Raw genomic sequence first — 20,063 nt, forward strand, 5'->3', positions numbered from 1 at the left:
CTCGATCGACGGATCGACGCATGGTGGGGTTGCACCGGCGGCCCGGCGATTGCCATCATCGAGGGGTGACCCGTACCGCGCCCGGCCCCGCCAGCGATGGCGAGCTGCGGGTGGTCCGGTCCCGGCCGGCACTGCTGGACGACCACTCCAAGGCCATCATCGAGCAGCTCCAGCAGGACGGACGCCGGCCCTACGCGGCGATCGCCGCGGCGGTCGGCCTGTCCGAGGCGGCCGTCCGGCAACGGGTCGGTCGGCTGGTCGGCAGCGGCGTGGTGCAGATCGTCGCGGTCACCGACCCGCTGCAGGTCGGCTTCACCCGCCAGGCCATGATCGGCCTGCGGGCCGAGGGCAACCTCGACCCGGTGGTTCAGGCCCTGGTCGACATGGACGAGGTCGACTACGTCGTGATCACCGCCGGCTCGTTCGACATCCTCGTCGAGGTGGTCTGCGAGGACGACGACCACCTCCTGACGCTGCTCAACGAGCGGATCCGCACCATCCCGGGCGTGCGCTCCACGGAGTCGTTCGTCTACCTGAAACTGTCCAAGCAGACCTACCACTGGGGTACCCGATGAGTTCGCCGAACACCGTCCTGGACGACACCTCGAGCTTCGTGCCGCAGGAGGGCGGCCAGGACGCCGGCCACCTGTGGATGCACTTCACCCGCATGTCCAGCTACGCGGACAAGCCGGTGCCGGTGATCGAGCGCGGCGAGGGCGCCTACATCTACGACAGCAACGGCAAGCGGTACCTGGACGGGCTGTCCGGGCTGTTCACCGTGCAGGCCGGGCACGGCCGGGCCGAGCTGGCCGACGCCGCGGCGGCGCAGGCCCGCAAGCTGGCGTACTTCCCGATCTGGTCGTACGCGCACCCGACGGCCATCGAGCTGGCCGACCGGCTCGCGGCGCTGGCCCCCGGTGACCTGAACCGGGTGTTCTTCTCCTCCGGTGGCGGCGAGTCCGTCGAGACCGCCTGGAAGGTCGCCAAGCAGTACTTCAAGCTGACCGGCAAGCCCGGCAAGCACAAGGTGCTGTCGCGGGCCATCGCCTACCACGGCACCACCCAGGGTGCGCTGTCGATCACCGGCGTGCCGCCGTTCAAGCAGGCGTTCGAGCCGCTCGTGCCGGGCTCGGTCCGGATCCCCAACACCAACTTCTACCGCGCGCCGTACTTCGTCGCGGACGACGAGAAGGCCTTCGGGCTGTGGGCGGCGGACCGGGCCGAGGAGGCCATCCTGGCCGAAGGGCCGGACACGGTGGCGGCGGTGTTCGTCGAGCCGGTGCAGAACGCCGGTGGCTGCTTCCCACCGCCGCCCGGCTACTTCGACCGGTTGCGCGAGATCTGCGACCGCTACGACGTCCTGCTGGTCTCGGACGAGACGATCTGCGCGTACGGCCGGCTGGGCACCATGTTCGGCGCCGACAAGTACGGCTACCAGCCCGACATCATCACCACCGCCAAGGGTCTGACGTCCGGTTACGCGCCGCTCGGCGCGGCGATCATCTCCGACCGCATCTTCGAGCCGTTCGCGCACGGCGACACGATCTTCGCCCACGGCTACACGTTCGGCGGCCACCCGGTGTCCTGCGCGGTGGCGCTGGCGAACCTGGACCTGTTCGATCGGGAGGACCTGCTGGGCAACGTCCGCCGCAACGAGAACCTGTTCCGCTCCACCCTCGAGCGGCTGCACGACCTGCCGATCGTCGGGGACGTGCGCGGCGACGGGTACTTCTACGGCATCGAGCTGGTCAAGGACAAGAAGACCAAGGCGACCTTCTCCCCCGAGGAGAGCGAGCGCGTGCTGCGCGGTTTCGTCTCCGGGGCGCTGTTCGAGGCCGGTTTGTACTGCCGCGCCGACGACCGCGGCGACCCCGTCGTCCAGGTGGCCCCGCCGCTCACCTGCGGCCAGGCCGAGTTCGACGAGATGGAGCAGATGCTGCGGTCCGTGCTGACCCGCGCCTGGGACCAGATCTGACGAGCGCCGCGGAGCCCGACGCGGCCGTCCCGCCCGTGTCGCCCGTGCCGCCGAGCTGGCCCTACCGCGGGCTGAGCCTGTGGCTGGACCGGTTCCCCGGCTCGCTGGCCCGGCGGTCACCGCTGCCGGGCGACCGCTCGTTCGACGTGGCGGTGGTCGGGGCGGGCTTCACCGGGCTGTGGACGGCGTTCCACCTGCGGCGTGCCGACCCGTCGATCCGGGTGGCGGTGCTCGAGGCGGAGACCGCCGGGTTCGGCGCCTCCGGACGCAACGGCGGTTGGTGCTCGGACCTGTTCCCGGCGTCCTGGGAGCGGATCGCCCGGCGACACGGCCGGCCGGCCGCGCTGGCGATGAAGGCCGCGATGCGGCAGAGCATCGACGCGGTCGCGGACACCGTCGCCGCGGAGGCCATCGACTGCGGCTGGGTCCGCGGCGGCACGGTGGCGTTCGCCCGGTCCGCCACGCAGTGGCAGCGCGCGCAGGACGAGGTGGCCCACGCCTACGCATGGGGCGACACCGAGGACGACGTGCGGCTGCTCGACCGGCGGGCCACCGCGGAGGTGGCCGGTGTCGCGGGCGCGCTGGGCGCGTCGTTCACCCGGCACTGCGCCGCAGTGGATCCCGGAGCGTTGGTCCGCGGGTTGGCCGACGCGGTCGAGCGGGCGGGGGTGGCGGTGTTCGAGGGCACCCGGGTCCGCCGGATCGAGCCGGGGCGGGTGCTCACCGACCGCGGGACGGTGACCGCCGACGTGGTGGTGCGGGCGACGGAGGCGTACACGGCGGGGCTCGAGGGCTCGCACCGGGACCTGGCGCCGGTGTACTCGTTGATCGTCGCCACCGAGCCCCTGGACGCCGCGACGCTCGACGCGGTGGGCCTGGCGACGCGGCCGACGTTCACCGATCACCGGCACCTGATCAGCTACGGGCAGCGGACGGCGGACGGTCGCATTGTCTTCGGCGGGCGGGGCGCGCCCTACCACGCCGGTTCCCGGATCCGGCCCGACTTCGACCGCGATCCGGGGGTCTTCGACCGGCTCCGGCGCACCGTCGTCGACCTGTTCCCGGCACTGGCCGGTGCCCGGTTCACCCACGCCTGGGGCGGCGCGCTGGGTATCCCACGGGACTGGCACGCCGGGGTCGGGCTGGACCGCCGCACCGGGCTGGCCTGGGCCGGCGGCTACGTCGGCGACGGCGTCGCCACCGCCAACCTCGCCGGCCGCACCCTCGCGGACCTGGTCACCGGACGCGACACCGAGCTGACCCGGCTGCCCTGGGTCGGCCACCGCTCCCGCCGCTGGGAGCCCGAGCCCCTGCGCTGGCTCGGCATCAACGCCGGCCTGCGCGCCATGGCCACCGCCGACCGGCGCGAGGAGCGGACGGGGCGGGCGTCGCGGGTGGCCGAGGTGGTGCAGCGGGTGGTCGGGGGCTGAGCCATCAGGAGACCGGGAAGACGACCGGCGCCGTCATTCAGGTCTCCTCGCCTCACCCCAGGGGCGGCGGCGCGGTCGGGTCCGGCTCGGGGATCGTCGGGTCGGGCAGCGGGCCGCCGGGGTTCGGGCGGGCCGGCTCGGGGGTCGCAGGGCGCGGCTCGAGCGGGACCGGGGGGCGGTCGGGGCTCAGCGGCCCCGGTTCCGAGGGACCGGGCACGTCGGGGTGCGGGACGTCGGGAACGGTCATCGGCCCAGTGTGCCTCCGCACTGCGAGGGCCGCCCGCCGGCCGAGAGTCGCCCCGCCGGCCGTTCCGGGCCCCGCGCTGCGGCGCCGGGCCGGGAGACCTACCCCACGCCGGGCGGGGGAACAGCCGGCCGGCGGCACCGGTTCTGCCTGGCGTGGCTCATCTCTTCACCCCCATCTCCCTGCGCGACCTCAGCGTGCCCAACCGGATCTGGCTGGCGCCGATGTGCCAGTACTCGGTCACCGAGCAGGACGGCGTGCCGACCGACTGGCACCTGGTGCACCTGGGAGCCCGCGCGCAGGGCGGCTTCGGGCTCATCCTCACCGAAGCCACTGCGGTGACCCCGGAGGGCCGGATCAGCCCGCAGGACACCGGCCTGTGGAACGAGGAGCAGACGGCGGCGTGGGCGCGCATCGTCGACTTCGTCCACGGCCAGGGTGCCGCCATCGGTGTCCAGCTCGCGCACGCCGGCCGCAAGGCCTCCACCTACCGTGGCTTCCCGGGCGAGCCCACCGGCACCGTCCCCGCCGACGAGGGCGGCTGGCCGACCGTCGGCCCGTCCGCCGACGCGTTCCCCGGCTACGCCGCCCCGCGCGAGATGACCGCCGACGACCTCACCGCGCTCAAGGCCGCTTTCGTCGACGCCACGCGCCGCGCCGACCTCGCCGGCTTCGACGTGGTCGAGCTGCACGCCGCGCACGGGTACCTGCTGCACCAGTTCCTGTCCCCGCTGAGCAACCACCGCACCGACGGGTACGGCGGCGACTTCGACGGCCGCACCCGGCTGCTGCTCGAGGTCGTCGACGCCGTCCGCGGCGCCTGGCCGGCCGGCAAGCCGTTGTTCGTCCGGCTGTCGGCCACGGACTGGATCGAGGGTGCCTGGGACACCGCGCAGTCCACCCGCCTCGCCGGGCTGCTGCTGGCCCGCGGCGTCGTACGTGGTCGACGCCTCCAGCGGCGGCCTGCTGCCCGCCGAGATCCCCGTCGGTCCGGGGTACCAGGTGCCCCTGGCGGCCGAGATCCGGCGCGGCTCCGGCATCGTCACCGCCGCCGTCGGCCTGGTCGACGACCCGCACCACGCGGAGCAGATCCTCGCCGACGGCGACGCCGACGCGATCCTGCTGGCCCGCGCCGCCCTGCGGGAACCGGCCTGGCCGCTGCGCGCCGCCGCCGCCCTCGGCCTGACCTGGCGCGAGGCGCCCTACCCGGCGCAGTACGCCCGCGGCCGCTGGGACGACGCGCCGCACCTGGAGCCGGTCGGCGCCCACTGATCCGGCGCGGGCGGCCGGGACACCGGCCGCCCGCACCCGGCGGGTCGGCGCACCGCTGCCCCCCCGCGCCGTGGGCAGAGCCCGGCCGACGGCCGCAAGACCGTCAGAACCAGCGCTCCAGCACGGCAGCCACGCCGTCGTCGCCGTGGTGCGGTGCCTGCTCGTCGGCCGCCGCGACGACGTCGGGATGGCCGTTGCCCATGGCCACACCGCGCCCGGCCCACCGCAGCATCTCCAGGTCGTTCGGCATGTCGCCGAAGGCCACCACCTCCGCCGCGTCGATGCCCCACTCCGCGGCCAGCCGGGCCAGGGTGCTGCCCTTGTTGACACCCGCCGCGGCGATCTCGATGAGCCCGTCGCTGGAGGAGAACGTGATGGCCACCTGGTCGTCACCCACCGCGCGGGCGGCGGCGGCCAGGGTGTCCGAGTCGTGCCCCGCCCGCACCAGCATCTTGGCGGCGGGCGCGGACAGCAGGTCCTCGCGGTCGGTGAGCCGGAAGTGCCCGGTGCTCCACGGGTGGTCGTAGTCGGCCTCGGCGAAGCACTCGTCCACGGTGGTGCCCAACCGCTCGACGGCGACCGAGAAGCGGTCCGCGCCGGCCAGTTCCCGCTCCAGGCCGGACAGGAAGTCCTGCATGGCCTCGGGTGTCAGCGGGCTCGCGGACACGATGTCGCGGGTGCCGGTGTCGTACACCACCGCTCCGTTCATGCACACCGCCGTGCCACGGAAACCCGTCTCCAGCACGGGATCCAGCCACCACACCGGGCGCCCGGTGGCGATCACCACCCGCGCGCCGCGGTCCGCCGCCCGGCGCAGCGCGGCGACGTTGCGGTCGCTCACCCGGGCACCGGAGAGGTCCAGCAGCGTGCCGTCCATGTCGCAGGCCACCAGCCGCGGCACCGGCGACACGGTGGCGCCGCTCGGCACGGCGGCGGCAGGGATCGACGGGGACGCGGCAGCGGCGGACGGCAGGGCACTCACCCCTCCATTGTCCCCGACCCGGCGGCGGGCTCCGCCGGCCGCGCGTCCACCGGGACGGCGCGGCCGGCCAAATCCCTGGCGAAGCTCCGCAGCGTGACACCGGCGGCGTCCGCGTCGCCGTCGACCAGGTACTGCAGCGCGATCCCGTCCAGCGCGGCGATCACCGTGCGCGCCACCGCCGGCACCGGTGCGGTCCACCGCACGCCCGCCCGCTCGGCCAGCCGGGCCAGCGCCTGCTCGGTGACCTCCCGGTACCGGCGGTACTGGAAGCGCACCAGGTCGGGCTGGACGGCGCCGCGCAGCCCCGCCACGGTGATCTCGTAGAGCACCGTCCGGATCCTCGGGGTGTCCCGCAAGGTCTCCCAGTCCAGCAGCAGCGCGGCGACCAGCACCTGCTCGAACGGTGTCGCGGGGTCGACGTCGGTGGACCGCGCCACGATGCCCTCGATCAGCTCGGACAGCACCTGGTGCAGCAGCTCGTCCCGGCTGGCGAACAGGTGGTGGAAGGCGCCCTGACCCATGCCGGCCTCGGCGCAGACGGCCCGCGTCGTCACGCCGGCGACCCCGTCCCGGTCGATCACCCGCCGCGCGGCTTCCAGCAGCAGCGTCCGCCGCGCGGCCGCGGACATGCGCGGCATGGCTCCCCCGATCCGGTCCGTCCGCACCTCCGGCGCCGGCCCAGCGGGCCATGCGGGCTCCGTGCGCCCCTCGTCCCCCGGCCCCGCCGACCCGAGCCGGAACCGGGTGGAGGGCAGTGACCGCCGGGCCGAGGGGTGGGCGCGGCGGCCACTGCCGCGCCGACTGTGCCGTCCGCCCCGAGCCGCGTCAAGCGGTCGCCGGAACCGACTTGGTCACACGACCAACTCCGCGTCCGGACGGTCACCCAGCGTGCACCCCGGCGTCCCGGAGGGCCCGCCAGACGACGTCGCGGGACAGCGGCAGGGAGCGGATCCGGACACCGGTGGCGTCCGCGACGGCGTTGGCCAGCGCCGGCGCGACCGGGTTGTACGGCGACTCGCTCATCGACTTGGCGCCGAACGGACCCAGCTCGTCCACGGTCTCCGCGAAGTGGACCTCCGTCACCGGCACGTCCGCCAGCTGCGGCACGTGGTAGTTGCGCAGCGCGCGGGTGGCGACCGCCCCGGACGGGTCCTGGAACATCCGCTCGTACAGCGCCGAGCCGATGCCCTGGGCGACCCCGCCCTCGATCTGACCGCGGCACTGGCCCGGGTTGATGACGACTCCGGCGTCGGCCGCCTGCACCGACTGCAGGATGCGGATCTCACCGGTGCCGGTGTCCACGGCGACCCGGAAGCCCTGCACGTTGAACGCCAGCGACCGCACCGCCCCGGTGTCCCGCCCGCGCCCGACGATCCGCCCGTCGACCCGCCGGTGACCGGCCGCCGCCAGCACGTCGTCCAGGCCGATCAGGGCGTCACCGCACCGCACCCCGTCCGGGCCGAGGTCGCCCGGCGCGTCACTCCTGGCGGCGGACGCATCGACCAGCGTGGCGGCCACCTCGAGGATCTGCCGGCGCAGGTCCGCGGCGGCGGCGGCGACCGCCTTGCCGGCGACCACGGTCCCGGTGGACCCGTAGGCGCCGGTGTCGTAGTCGACGAGATCGGTGTCCGACTGCCGCACGTCGATCCGGTCGGCGCCGGTACCCAGCACCTGCGCCGCCAGCTGGGTGTGCACCGTCGTCGTGCCGTTGCCGAACTCGGCGGTACCGACGCGGATCTCGTATCGCCCGCCGGGGCAGAGCGCGACCGTGGCGTCCGAGAAGTGGCCGCGCGGCGGGATCGTCGCGATCATGGCCAGCGCGAGGCCCTGACCGGTGCGCCACTGCGGGCCGACCGGCGCCTCGAGACCGCGGCCGCCGGCCAGCGCGGCCGAGACCAGGTCCAGGCACTGCTCCGCGCCGTGCGAGCCGAAGACCAGGTCGTTGTGGGCGATGTCGGTGGACACCAGCGGCTGGTCGGGCCGGACGACGTTGCGCCGCCGGAACTCGGCCTGGTCCAGCCCGAGCCGGTCGGCCAGGTCGGCCATCGCGGACTCGACAGCGAAGGTCACCTGGCCGAGGCCGTAACCGCGGAACGCGCCGGACGGCAGGGTGTGCGTGTAGACCGACACGGCGTCGACCCGCTTGTTCGGGCAGTGGTAGACCGCGACGGACTCGCTGCAGCCGTGGAACAGCACGCCGGGGCCGTGGTTGCCGTAGGCGCCGGTGTCGGCCAGCACGTCCAGCTCCAGCGCGGTGAGCACGCCGGCGGCCGTCGCGCCGACCCGGACGCGCACCCGCATGGGGTGTCGCGACGGGGTCGCGGTGAACTGCTCGGTGCGGGTCAGCTCGAGGGTGACCGGGCGGCCGGTGCGCAGCACCGCGAGCGCGACGACGTCCTCGACCAGCATCTCCTGCTTGCCGCCGAACCCGCCGCCGACGCGGGCCGTCAGCACCCGCACCCGGTCCGGCGGCAGGTCGAGGATGCGGCACAGCTCCCGGCGCACCAGGAACGGCACCTGCGAGCTGGTGCGGATCACCAGCCGGCCGTCGTCGTCGAGCCAGCCGACGGCGCCGTGCGTCTCGAGCGCCACGTGGTTGACCCGCCCGGTGGTCCACTCCCCCTCCACGACCGCGTCCGCCTCGGCCAGACCGTCCGCCACCGAGCCGAACTCGGTGTGCGACTCGGCGACCACGTTGCGGGCCGGGTCGGAGATCCGCGACAGGGGCCCTTTGTCGCCGTGCACCAGCGGGACCCCGGGATCGCGGGCCCGTTCCGGGTCCAGCAGGGCGGGCAGCACCTCGTACCGGACGTCGACCGCCCGCCGCCCGGCGTCGGCGGCCGCGGGTGTCTCGGCGACGACCACGGCGACCCGCTGCCCGACGAACCGCACCCGCTCGTCGAGCATCCGGGTGTCGTCCGGGTCCTCGAGCCGGTTCTGGTGCCGGCCGGTGGAGTACAGGACGTCCGGGACGTCGTGGTGGGTGAGCACGGCGACCACGCCGGGCACCGCCAGCGCCGCGACGGTGTCCACCGCGACGATCCGGGCGTGCGCGTACGGGCTGTGCACCAGGACGGCGTGCAGGGTCCCGGGAACGAGCCCGTCCAGCGTGTACGGCTCGGTGCCGGTCACCACCCGCCGACCGGCCGGCGGCCGGACCGAGGCGCCGACGCCGCTCGCGGCGACCCGGTCCGCGTCCGGGGCGTCGGCGGTGACCGGCGGCTCCGCGGCCCCGGCTCCGACGTCGGCCGGGGCCGGCTCGGTGCCCTGCCGGAGCGCCTCCGCGATCGGCCGGTAGCCGGTGCAGCGGCACAGGTTTCCGCGCAGCGCCGCGGGCAGGTCCGCCCGCTCCGCGTCGTCCAGGGCGGCGCCGGTGACGATCATCCCCGCGGTGCAGAAGCCGCACTGGAAGGCGCCCCGGTCGAGGAAGGCCTGCTGCACCGGGTGCAGCCGGTCGGGGGTGCCCAGCCCCGCGACCGTGGTCACCGAGCGGCCGTCCACCCGGAACGCAGGGTGGATGCAGGACTGCACCGCGCGGCCGTCGACGAGCACCGAGCAGGCGCCGCAGTCGCCCGCGTCGCAGCCCTTCTTGACCTCGACGTGGCCGGTCTCCCGCAGCCACGTCCGCAGGCACTGCCCGGGCCGCGCGTCGGCGACCACCTCGCGGCCGTTGACGGTGCACCGCAGCGGGCCGGTCATGCGGCGGTCCCGCCCGACAGCTCGGCGACGACCTCCCGGGCCAGCACCCCGGTGACCGCGCGCCGCCAGTCCGCGGCGCCGTGCGCGTCGTCGTGCCACAGGTCCGGGTCGATGCCGTCGACCGCCGACGCGAGCAGGTCGGGTCCGGGCGGCGCCGGCCACCGCAGCACCACCGGCCGGACCGTGGCGGCGCTCACCGCGAGGTGGAAGCCGTCGGCGTCGCGCCGGCCGATCACCACCGCGCCGGACCTGCCCAGCGGCGACAGCGCGATCTTGCGGAAGGCGGTCCGGGCGGCCAGCGCGGCGGCCGGCAGGGCGAGGCTGCGGACGACCTCGCCGGCGCGGAGCGCGGTGCGGGTGTCCCCGAGGACGAACTCGGTCACCGGCAGCCGACGCTCGCCGCCGTCCGGGCACCAGAGGCACACCGACCCGTCCAGGGCCGCGGCGAGCGAGATCATCGGCCCCGCCGGGTAGGCCATGCAGAGATTGCCGCCGACCGTGGCGGACCGCTGGACCTTCGGCGGGGCGAGGAACGCGGCACAGCACTGCGCGAGCAGCGGCCGCGCGGCCCAGCCGGCCGGCAGTTCGAGGCCGGCCAGCACCGCCACCGGGCAGGTGGCCGCGACGGTGAGCCCGTCGTGCGACACCTCGACGTCCGGCCAGCCCAGGCCGGTGAGGTCGACCAGGGCCCGCAGGTGGTCCTGCGGCTCGGAGAAGAGCCAGGTGCCGCCGGCCAGCGGTGCGGTGTCGGGACCGAGCTCGGCCAGGTCGGCCCGGGTGCGGGCGACGACGACGCGCTCGACGGTGTGCAGGTCCAGCGCACTCACCCGGCCCGGCCGGCCGGCATCAGCGGCGACCGGCGCTGGGTCCCCACGCGGACAGCACCACGGTCTCCACGATGCCCACCACGGTGTAGAGGGCGATCGAGGCTCCGGTGACGACCACGACGATCGCCCACACCAGGTTGTACTGCACCTGCGCGTTGGCGCGGAAGATGGCCGCACCCAGACCCTTGGCACTGAACAGCCACTCGTACAGCATGGCCCCGATGACCGCTCCCGGCACCGAGATCCGCAGCGCGGCGAACAGGTTGGGCAGCGCCGACGGGACGGCCACCATCCGCAGCGCTGTCCATCTGGAACCGCCGTTGACCCGGACCACGTCCAGCGACTGCTGCGACGCCGACCGCAGCCCCAGCGAGACGTTGACCAGCACGGGGAAGAACACGACGATGCCGCCGATGGCGGCCGCGCCGGCAATCCCGCGCCCGAACACCAGGCCGATCAGCGGCGCCATGGCCACCAGCGGGACGGACCGCAGCAGCATGGCCAGCGGCAGGAATGCGAACTCCAGCGGCCGCACGAGCGTGAACAGCACGGCCACCAGCACGGCCAGCACCGTGCCGGACACGAACCCGATCGCCGCGTCGGACAGCGTGATGCCCAGGCCGGACAGCAGCGCCGACCGGTTCTTCGCGGCGGCCGGCACGTCGAACAGGTACCGCCACACGTCGACCGGCCGCTTGCCGACGAACGAGTCGATGCGGAAGACCGAGAGGAAGGCGTACCAGAGCAGGACCAGCACGACGGCGGACACCACGAAGGTCAGCAGCGAGACGCCGACCCGGCGCAGCACATCGGCCGCCACCGAGCGCGACGGCCCGTCCGGCGCGGGGGTCGCCGTGGTCGGCACGGCGGGACGGTCGGTGCCGCGGCCGCCCGCGGGCGCGTCCACGGTCACGGCCGTCCCCTGCCCGGGTCGTCGGCACCGGTCGACCACGGCGCCACCAGCCGCGCCAGTAGCCCGACGAGCGCGTACCCGGCGCCGGCGACCGCTCCGGAGATCAATGCCAGCGCCCAGATCTGCGCCACCCGGAGGTTGGTCTGTGCCGCCGTGATGACGACGCCCATCCCGGAGTCGACGCCGCCGAAGTACTCGCCCAGGACCGCACCGAGGAAGGCGGCGGGGGCGGCGATCTTGAGTCCGGCCAGGATGTTCGGCAGCGCCGCGACCAACTGCACCTTGCGCAGCTGCGCCCACCGGCCGCCGCCGTACGCCCGCACCAGGTCGAGCGCAGCGCGGTCCGCGGCCCGCCAGCCGAGCAGGCAGGCCACCACCGTGGTGAAGAAGACGCTGATCGCGGCCAGGAACACCGAGGTGGCCCGGGAGCCGGCGTCCGAGACGATCAGCACGATGGGCCCGATGGCGGTCAGCGGGATGCAGTAGGACAGCACCGCCACCTGGGTGGCCAGCCCCTCCAGCACCGGCACCAGCAGCGCCACCGTGGCCACCGCGACGGCGGCCAGGTTGCCCCACAGGAAGCCCTGCACCGCGGACCAGGTGGTGACGCCGACGTTCGGGCCGTACAGCGCCCAGCCGTCGGTCCACAGCTGGCGCACCACGGCGATCGGCGTCGGCACGGCCCCGCTGCGGGCGAAGACCGTCACCGACAGCAGCCACCAGACCAGCAGCACCGCCACCGCGCCGGCTGCGGCGCCGACCCACCGGGGGAGGTCCGCGACGGAGCGCCGTGTCGCCGGGACACCGGCCGGCGCGGTGGCGACCAGCGTGCTGTCGACCACCACCTCAGTCCCCCACCGGGTCCGGCCCGACCGTGCCCTGCGCACCGAACAGGAGCTCCGAGAGCTGGTCGGTGTACGCGTGGAACTCGGTGCTGCGCATCAGGTCCGGGGTGCGCGGTCGGGGCAGGTCGATGGGGACCACGGCGCTGACCCGGCCCGGCCGGGGGCTCATCACGGCCACCACGTCGGACAGGAACACGGCCTCCGAGATGCCGTGCGTCACCATCAGCGTGGTGGCCGGCTGCGCGGTCCAGATGCGCAGCAGCTCGAGGTTCAGCCGCTGCCGGGTCATGTCGTCGAGGGCCCCGAACGGCTCGTCGAGCAGCATGACCGTCGGCCGGACCACCAGGCACCGGGCGATCGAGACCCGTTGCCGCATCCCGCCGGACAGCTGCGCCGGTTTGGCGTTCTCGAAGCCGGTGAGGCCGACCAGCTCGATCAGCTCCCGGATCCGGCCGGGTTCCGGCGTGATCCCGGCGACCTCGAGCGGCAGCCGGATGTTCGCGGCGACGCTGCGCCACGGCAGCAGCGCCGAGTCCTGGAACGCGATCCCGAGCTGGTGGTTCCGCTGGATGTCCGCCGTCGACCGGCCGTTCACCAGCACCCGCCCGGTCGTGGGTGTCTCGAGCCCGGCCAGGATCCGCAGGATCGTCGACTTCCCGCAGCCCGACGGGCCGATCAGCGACAGGAACGAGTCCTTGGTGGTGCCCAGGTCCGTCGCCTGCAGGGCCTGGACCGACCGGCGGCCCAGCGTGAACCGCTTGCTCAGCTCCTGGATGTCCAGCCCGGTCGCCAGCGCCGGTTCCTGCGCCGGCCGGCTGGTCGCCCGTGCCCGCGCTTCGCCGACGCCCGATCCCAGCACGCCGGGGATGCTGCCGGTCGGTGCCGTGGTCATCGCCGTGTCCCGGGCCGGGAGGGGGGCCCCGCGGGCGTCACGCCGACCTCAGGTCCGGGTTCTCCCGGTAGACCTCGTCGAGCAGCGACAGGTCGTACAGCTGGGCCGCGGTGATGGTCACGCCGATCGCCGCGAGCGCCTTGATCCCGCCGTCGACGAGCTCCTGGGTCATGGTGAACAGGCCGTTCTTGCGGGTGTCGGCCGAGACGATGAGATCGTTCTGCTTCGTCGCCTCTTCCGTCTGCTCCTTGAGGTCGAGCTTCTGATCCTTGCCGTAGGTGTTCACGGCCAGCGCCGCCGATGCCGCGGGATCCGCGACAGCGTCGGTCCAGCCGCGGATCTCGGCCTTCAGGAATGCCTTGAGCAGGTCCCGCTGGGTGTCGATGGTCTCCTGCAGCACGGTGAACGTCTCCGCGGTCAGCGGCAGCCCGTTGTCGGCGAAGGCGATGGTCACCGGCGTGAAGCCCCGGCTGGCCAGCAGGATCGGCTCGTTGGTCAGGTATGCCATGAACCCGTCGACGTCGCCGGTGGTCACCACCATCGGGTCGTACTGCACCGGCACCACGGTCAGGTCCGACGTCGACATCCCGTTGGCCTTGAGCAGACCCTCGAAGATGGTCTCGTTGCCGCCGGTCTGGACGCCGATCTTCTTGCCCTTCATGTCGGCCACCGAGGTCATCGGCGTCTTCTCCTTGATGGAGACGATGCAGAAGGGGTTCTTCTGGTAGGTGCTGCCGATGATCTTGAGCGGCGCCGACTCGTTGACGATCGCCGGCGCGGTGACGGCCGGTGAGGACAGGCCCACCAGCGCCTTCTTCGACAGCACCAGCGCCTCGGCGGAGGTCCCGGCGGCACCGCCGGCCAGGAGGTCGACCTTGGTGAAGCCGGCCTCGGTGTAGTAGCCCTTGGAGTCGGCGAAGAACTCGCCGGCGAACTCGATGTTCTTGATCCAGGACAGCTGCACCGCGATCGTGCCGTACGTCCCGGGGGCGACGGACGCCGCCGATCCCGCCGCCGACGAGCCGGCCGCGGACGAACCCGTGGCCGCGGAGGTCGCCGCGGAGGACGCCGACGAGGTGCTCGTCGCTGCGGACGAGGAGCCCGCGGATCCGCTGTCGGAGCCGCAGGCGGCCAGCAGCCCGGCTCCGCCCAGGGCCGCGGCGGACAGCCCGGCCGCGCGGAGGAAGGTCCGCCGGCTGTAGGCCTCGCGGGCCGACGGTCGGATCAGGGGATGCGGCATGGGTGGGCTCCGAACTCGGGTGCGCCGCCGGTGCGGCGGTACAGGGCGGGCGGGACGGGCGATGCCGACCGACGGTCGCTGCACTGGCGTCCGTCGAATCGCCGCGGGTCGGCGGCGAGGCACCACGCCACTGCACCGTCCCGGCGACGTACGAACTGTAGGCAGCCGTCCGAGCGCCCAGATGAAACGTCGGTTACAGGCCTGTTGCGCCTGCGACGACCTCCGCGGGTCCGTGTCCGCAGCCGGTCGGACCCGACCGGATTGGTCCGTGGGACTGGCAGCGACCGTCAGCCGCCCGTCGTCCGTCGCGCCACGGTCCGGAAGCCGGTATGCGCCGCGGAGGAGTCCGGGCTGTTCGCCGACCGGGCCGCCGTCCGGTAGCGGTTGCACCAGGAGTCATGGCACAGGAACGAGCCGCCACGGATCACGCGGGTGGCCCCCGTGTCCGGGCCCTGTGGGTCCTGCGCCGGCGAGGCCCGGTAGTAGTCGGCGGCGAACCGGTCGGCACACCACTCCCAGACGTTGCCGACCGTCTGCCAGAGACCGTACCCATTGGGTCGGAAGCTGCGGACCGGCGCCGTCGCGATCCAGCCGTCCTGCGCGGTGTTGATGGTCGGGAACTCGCCCTGCCAGATGTTGCACAGCCACGAGCCGTCGGCGGCGAGGAGGTCGTCGCCCCATGGGTACCTGGCGCCGGCGAGGCCCCCGCGCGCGGCGTACTCCCACTCCGCCTCGGTCGGCAGCCGGCGACCCGCCCAGTCGCAGTACGCCACGGCGTCGTACCAACTGACGTGCACCACCGGGTGGTCGTCCAACCCGTGGAGATCGCTGCGACGGCCGGCCGGATGCCGCCAGTCCGCACCGCGGACCGCCAGCCACCAGGGTGTGGCCGGGACCTGGCCGAGGACGTCCTCGCGGTCGGCGTCCAGGACCGGCTCGGGGACGGCCGAGAAGCCGTCGCGCTCGGCGATGGTCCGATGTCCCGTCGCCGCCACGAAGCGTGCCCAGTCCTGGTTGGTCACCGTTGTGGCGTCGACGTCGAACGCCCCGACACCGACCTCGTGCAGGGCGTCCTCGCCGTCGGCGGCCCACCCGTCGCCATACTGGTCGCCCATGACGAAGCGACCGGCCGGCACACGCACCTGCTGCACCAGGTGCAGTTCGACGCCTGGCTCCGCGGCGGCGCACCCGGCGGCCCCCTGCCGGTCGGTCAGCAGCGGCAGGTCGGCCGGTCCGGTGGCCGCCCGCGCCGGCGCGCAGCACGAAGACGCCGCCGCCGGCTCCGGGCTCCCGGTCATGGGCGTGACCATAGTGACGTCCCGGTGGCGGCCGGGACGGCGCCGCAGCCGGCAAACGCCCTCCCCGGCCGCGGGGCCGTCAGCCCTGCGGGTGCCAACCGGCGAACCAACCGTCGGGCATGGCCGTCAGGACGTCGGCGAGCGGGCGGGCCGGCGAATACGGACGGCCGTAGCTGCGCGCGACCTTGTTCAGCTCGTCCAGCCGGCCGCGTGCCGCCTGGATCCCGGCGGCCCGCTCCGCCGGGTCGTGGTGCGAGACGGCGTCCCGCCAGATCGACCGCCCGGCCAGATACCCTGATGCACCGGCCCGGCTTGAAATCTCGACCTGGGTCTTGAAGTCCTCGTAGCCCACCCCGGCCGACAGGATCACCCACGGCAGGTCGATGCCCTCGTGCAGCCGCTGGCAGGCCGCCAGCGCGGCGTCCTGGCCGGCCGATGTCTCGACGTAGCCGGGGAATTCCACCTTCAGCATGTCGATACCGGCGGCGGCGGCGTGGAACGCCGACGTCAGGATTCCCTCCACCCGGTCCTGGCGCCACTGCTCGCTGGTCGGGTCCTCGCCGTCGACCGGGTACCAGATCGGCTCCACCACCAGCGGCAGGCTCAGTCGGGCACACTGCTCGACCAGACTGCGCAGCACGAACCGCTGGTGCTCGGCCGTGTCCGGGTCCAGGTCAGGACGGTAGAACCACAGCAGCTTGGCCATGTCGGCGCCGATCAGCTTGATCTGGTCGAGGCTCCAACCCGTGCGGTGCCGCGTGCGCCGGGGCGCCGCCGGCAGCTTGTAGTCCTCGTCCTCGATCGAGAACATCAGCCCGGTGCGGGCCGGCAGGGCGCCGGTGGCGAGGACCTGTGCGCCGTAGCGAGCGTCGAGCAGGAACGCGGACACACTCGGCGACAGCTCCCTCACCAGCTGGTCCTTGGCCGTGACGATGTCCTCGAAGCCGACCGTGGAGGGGTCCGGCGCGAGCAGCTCGGCGAAGTCGGACAGGTGGTCGAGGGCGCAGATCTCGAAGAAGCCGGCGTCGCTGACGATGCCGGACAGTCCGCGGATCTTGCCGGGGTCGAGCGTGGGCATGAGGTCTCCTCGGGGACGGTGGTGCTCGGACGGGTCGGAGGGGCGGACCCGGCAGGGTGCCCGGTCACGCAGGTGGTGTGGACGGGGTTCAGGGCAGGCTGTCCGCCAGCAGCAGCCCGGCGACGAAGGTGTCACCGAGCCCGACGGTGGCGGACGGGCGGTGCAGGTACGGCGCGGGCACAGCGACGGCGCACCACTCGCGGTCGACGCGTCCGTCGGACGGACGGTCGTCCGCGTAGGTCGCCGCCGGCGGCGGTGCGAGCTCGGCGGTCGGCCGACCCGCCGCGGCCCGACCAGCGGCCAGCAGGCTGCCCGCCAACAGGGCCAGGACGGGCGGCTGCGCGCCGGCGCGGTGCACGGCCAGCACCCAGTCGTCGGCGTGCACGACGACCCGGTCGACGCCGGCCCGGACGGCCACGTCGCGCGCTCGGGGGGCGACCGCGCCGGAGCCGGCCAACGCGGTCAGCTCCGACAGACTCAGTCCCAGGGAGGTGCCGAGCCGGAGGTCGACCGCGGCTGCCAGGTGCGCCGGGGATCGGTACTCGGCCAGCTCGTGGTGCACCACGGCGAGGCCGCTGCCGCGCCACCTGCGATCCAGCTCGCTCAGGTACCGCACCGCAGCCGCGTCGTGCTCGGCGATACCGTTCAGACCGGAGAGCAGGCCGGCGCGGACGCCGGAGACGGTGGGGCTCACGGCAGCGAAGGCATCGTCGCACTCCACCGGCTCGTTCCCGAACCGGACGATGATCCGGGTGGCTCGGCGGACGGACACCGGTCCGGCGCCGACCCCGGGCACGCACTCCAGGATCAGATGCGGGTCCTTCGTCGGCGTGCCGGCCGGGCGGACGTCGCCGGCCGGTACGACCTCACGGCCGGAGCACAGGCCGACCCGGGTGTCGATCACCTCGAGCTGCTGCTCGCTGCGATCCTGCAGGGCCAGCACCGACGGTGCCCCGACGACAGCCAGCGCCCACGCCGCCTGCGGTCCCGTCCCGCCGACCTGCCGGCGGTCCGGGGCACCCAGCAGCGCGCGGAGCCGGTCGGCCGCACCCGGTCGACGCCCGACGAGCTCGCCTCCACGTCCTGCCACCACCCGGTCCAGGACCCGACCCACCAGCTCCGCGTCCGGGCCGCCGTCCGCCGCCGCAGCCGCCAGTCGGGCCAGGCGCTCGGCGTCGACCGTGAAGAGCTGGTCGACGCACGCGCTCTGACCGGTCAGCACCGGACCGGACAGCGTCGCCCCCCGGCCCACGATCTCGCCGACCGCCAGATAGCGGTCGCGCCACGCGGTGTCGCCGGACGTCCGCAGCTCCGGGCTCCCCGGTAGGGGCGCCGCTGGACACGTCACGTCGAATGCTCCACTCCGTCTCGTCGTCGCCTGCGGGCCGGATCGGACCGCGGACCTTGCCTTGTCGATGCGTGAGTCTGCGCTTCTCGGCGTTTCCTTGCGGTATCAGCGTAACCGTACGACCCCGACCCGCACCGGTCAAGACGAGAGCCGCACAGTCCGGCACAGAACGGCGATCATCCGCTAGTCTGGGCCGGCCGCGGCGTCGAAGGGGGACGAGGATGAGAGACGCGACCGACGCGGGCGTCCAGGACGTCGCGCTCCCGCGCCGCCGGCGCGCCCTGCTCACCGAATTCGTCAGCGCTCGGGGACAGGCGACGGTGACCGAACTGGCCGAGCAGTTCCACGTCTCCACCGACACGGTCCGGCGGGACCTGGACTGGTTGGCGACCGAGGGGCTGCTGGCCCGGACCTACGGCGGCGCCGTGGTTCTGAGCGGGCTGACCACCTCGGACACCGGGTTCTCCGATCGGGCCGAGCTGAACCAGGACGCCAAGCGGATGATCGCGCAGGCCGCCGTCGACCTGATCGGCGACGGCGAGACCGTGCTGCTCAACGGGGGGACGACGACGCTCGCCGTCGCCCGCGCGATAGGCGGCCGACGGGACCTGACGGTCGTCACCAACAACATCAAGGTGCCGGCCGAACTGCCGGCGGCCGCGGTCCGCGACGTCTACCTGCTCGGCGGCACCTGTCGGATGGAGTCGAGCGTGACCATCGGCCCGGTCGGCTTCCCCGGCATGGCCGGGATCAGTGCGGACGTCGCCGTCATCGGCGTCGGCGGTGTGTCGGCCCGGACGGGCCTGTCCACGACCAATCTGCCCGAGGCACAGATGATGGCGCAGATGCTCGAGTCCGCCCACCGCACGGTCGTGGTGGCGGACGCCACGAAGTTCAACCGCAACGCGTTCGCGCACATCGCGTCGCTGGAGGCGGTCGACACCCTGGTCACCGACGCTGCGCCGCCCGAGGAACTGACCGCCGCACTGGTTTCCGCCGACATCGACCTGGTCGTCGTCCCCGCTGCCGGACGACGAGAGCGCTGAACCGGTCACCGCTGCGGCCGATCGCCGGCAGTCACTCGGAGACCCGTCACACAGCCAACGCACGCTGCGCACGATCGATCCACTCGGACAATGCGGCGCCCCGCGCCACATCCGACGGCGGCCACGCATCCCCCGGCGCCTCACCGGCCCCGCGCACCACCCTCGCGAAGTCGGCGACGAGCCGGTCGGCGGCACCGTCCTGCGGTGCCGCCGACAGGTCGAAGGACCGCAGGCCCTGCCTGTCCAGGGCGTCGAGGACGATGCGGTGGCGCGGCACGCCGATCCGCGAGGACAGGGACAGGTCGCTGACCGTTCCGGAGCCGTGGCGCAGCAGCAGCGAGACCCACCGACCGCGGTCGCCCACCGCGGACAGCTCCTCGATCGGTCCGGCCGCAGACTCCGCGAGGTCCAGTAGGTGTGGTCCGAGGTCGAGCAGGACCCCGTTCTCGTCGCGCCAGTCCTGCTCGCCGGGCGGGCCGGACAGACCGGCACCCGAGACGAACAGCCCCCGCAGGCCGGTCGGCGGCACCGCCCGGCAGTGCCGCAGGTAGGGGCCGGCTGCCGCGGAGTACCGATAGGTGAGCGCCATCATCGAGGGCACGCCCAGCTCCAGGACGGCGTCCCGCAGCCGGAGCGCCGAGACGGCGTCCACGGCCAGCGGTTTCTCCAGCAGCAGGGCACAGCCCGCGCGGCCGGCGGCGACGGCGAGCGCCGGTTGCGCGGCCGGCGGCACGGACAGGGCCACCGCCGCGCACCGGTCGAACAGCTCCTCCGCGGAGCCCGCCGCCGCCACCCCGAGTTCGGCGGCGGCGGCAGCGGTGGACGCCGCCGATCGGGACCAGACCCCGACCAGCACGGTGTCGGGTCCTGCGGCCAGGGCCGGGCCGGTCACCCGGCGCGCCCACCGTCCTGCCCCGACGAGCCCCACCGCCACCGGCGCCGCGTCCGTCACGAAGGGATCACCCGCCACCGGC

At 74.1% G+C, this 20,063-nt stretch carries 17 protein-coding genes and 1 pseudogene; 5 read left to right on the forward strand and 13 right to left on the reverse strand.

Going from position 1 to position 20,063, the window contains the following annotated elements; translation table 11 throughout:
• The first annotated feature begins 65 nt into the window (after positions 1–65).
• From IEY37_RS20035 to IEY37_RS20045, 3 genes are all read left to right on the forward strand, one after another.
• Positions 66–575, forward strand: coding sequence for an Lrp/AsnC family transcriptional regulator (locus IEY37_RS20035; protein WP_229674692.1), 510 nt, complete (start codon positions 66–68; stop codon positions 573–575).
• Between the two features lie 77 nt (positions 576–652).
• Positions 653–1,975 (forward strand): aspartate aminotransferase family protein, encoded by a 1,323-nt coding sequence (locus tag IEY37_RS20040; protein ID WP_373298403.1) that lies wholly within the window; start codon positions 653–655, stop codon positions 1,973–1,975.
• 35 nt (positions 1,976–2,010) lie between these two features.
• A complete protein-coding gene (locus IEY37_RS20045; protein WP_229674693.1) occupies positions 2,011–3,405 on the forward strand; it encodes an NAD(P)/FAD-dependent oxidoreductase in 1,395 nt (464 codons plus the stop codon).
• A 52-nt stretch (positions 3,406–3,457) separates the two neighbouring features.
• On the opposite strand, the gene IEY37_RS20050 is transcribed toward IEY37_RS20045, so the two are convergent.
• Positions 3,458–3,652, reverse strand: coding sequence for a hypothetical protein (locus IEY37_RS20050; RefSeq protein WP_188944704.1), 195 nt, complete (start codon positions 3,650–3,652; stop codon positions 3,458–3,460).
• Between the two features lie 152 nt (positions 3,653–3,804).
• Here IEY37_RS20050 and IEY37_RS22920 point away from each other — a divergent pair.
• Positions 3,805–4,921, forward strand: a pseudogene (locus IEY37_RS22920) (NADH:flavin oxidoreductase/NADH oxidase).
• A 103-nt stretch (positions 4,922–5,024) separates the two neighbouring features.
• On the opposite strand, the gene IEY37_RS20060 reads toward IEY37_RS22920, so the two are convergent.
• From IEY37_RS20060 to IEY37_RS20110, 11 genes are all read right to left on the reverse strand, one after another.
• Positions 5,025–5,903, reverse strand: a complete 879-nt coding sequence (locus IEY37_RS20060; protein WP_229674695.1) for an HAD family hydrolase — start codon at positions 5,901–5,903, stop codon at positions 5,025–5,027.
• Positions 5,900–6,532: a TetR/AcrR family transcriptional regulator gene (locus IEY37_RS20065; protein WP_188944705.1), complete on the reverse strand. Its 633-nt coding sequence runs from the start codon at positions 6,530–6,532 to the stop codon at positions 5,900–5,902. Before IEY37_RS20065 ends, IEY37_RS20060 begins: the two co-directional genes overlap by 4 nt.
• 250 nt (positions 6,533–6,782) lie before the next feature.
• Positions 6,783–9,590 (reverse strand): molybdopterin-dependent oxidoreductase, encoded by a 2,808-nt coding sequence (locus IEY37_RS20070; protein WP_188944741.1) that lies wholly within the window; start codon positions 9,588–9,590, stop codon positions 6,783–6,785.
• Positions 9,591–9,598: 8 nt separating this feature from the next.
• Entirely contained in the window at positions 9,599–10,420 is an 822-nt protein-coding gene (locus IEY37_RS20075; RefSeq protein WP_188944742.1) for an FAD binding domain-containing protein, read from the reverse strand.
• Positions 10,421–10,448: 28 nt separating this feature from the next.
• Entirely contained in the window at positions 10,449–11,294 is an 846-nt protein-coding gene (locus IEY37_RS20080) for an ABC transporter permease (protein ID WP_229674698.1), read from the reverse strand.
• 44 nt (positions 11,295–11,338) lie between these two features.
• Positions 11,339–12,187 (reverse strand): ABC transporter permease, encoded by an 849-nt coding sequence (locus IEY37_RS20085; RefSeq protein WP_229674699.1) that lies wholly within the window; start codon positions 12,185–12,187, stop codon positions 11,339–11,341.
• Between the two features lies 1 nt (position 12,188).
• Positions 12,189–13,079: an ABC transporter ATP-binding protein gene (locus IEY37_RS20090; RefSeq protein WP_188944706.1), complete on the reverse strand. Its 891-nt coding sequence runs from the start codon at positions 13,077–13,079 to the stop codon at positions 12,189–12,191.
• Positions 13,080–13,116: 37 nt separating this feature from the next.
• Positions 13,117–14,319, reverse strand: coding sequence for an ABC transporter substrate-binding protein (locus IEY37_RS20095; protein WP_188944707.1), 1,203 nt, complete (start codon positions 14,317–14,319; stop codon positions 13,117–13,119).
• A 287-nt stretch (positions 14,320–14,606) separates the two neighbouring features.
• Positions 14,607–15,617, reverse strand: a complete 1,011-nt coding sequence (locus IEY37_RS20100) for a formylglycine-generating enzyme family protein (protein ID WP_188944708.1) — start codon at positions 15,615–15,617, stop codon at positions 14,607–14,609.
• 79 nt (positions 15,618–15,696) lie between these two features.
• Positions 15,697–16,695 (reverse strand): tagatose 1,6-diphosphate aldolase, encoded by a 999-nt coding sequence (locus IEY37_RS20105; RefSeq protein ID WP_188944709.1) that lies wholly within the window; start codon positions 16,693–16,695, stop codon positions 15,697–15,699.
• A gap of 88 nt (positions 16,696–16,783) precedes the next feature.
• On the reverse strand, positions 16,784–18,043 hold the full coding sequence (locus tag IEY37_RS20110) for an ADP-dependent glucokinase/phosphofructokinase (protein WP_188944710.1): 1,260 nt from the start codon (positions 18,041–18,043) through the stop codon (positions 16,784–16,786).
• 221 nt (positions 18,044–18,264) lie between these two features.
• Here IEY37_RS20110 and IEY37_RS20115 point away from each other — a divergent pair, with 221 nt between their 5' ends.
• Complete coding sequence (locus tag IEY37_RS20115) at positions 18,265–19,089, forward strand: DeoR/GlpR family DNA-binding transcription regulator (protein WP_188944711.1); 825 nt, start codon at positions 18,265–18,267, stop codon at positions 19,087–19,089.
• A gap of 46 nt (positions 19,090–19,135) precedes the next feature.
• On the opposite strand, the gene IEY37_RS20120 is transcribed toward IEY37_RS20115, so the two are convergent.
• On the reverse strand, positions 19,136–20,059 hold the full coding sequence (locus IEY37_RS20120) for a Gfo/Idh/MocA family protein (RefSeq protein WP_188944712.1): 924 nt from the start codon (positions 20,057–20,059) through the stop codon (positions 19,136–19,138).
• Between the last annotated feature and the right edge of the window lie 4 nt (positions 20,060–20,063).

Source organism: Nakamurella endophytica, assembly GCF_014646215.1.
Taxonomy (GTDB): Bacteria; Actinomycetota; Actinomycetes; order Mycobacteriales; family Nakamurellaceae; genus Nakamurella; species Nakamurella endophytica.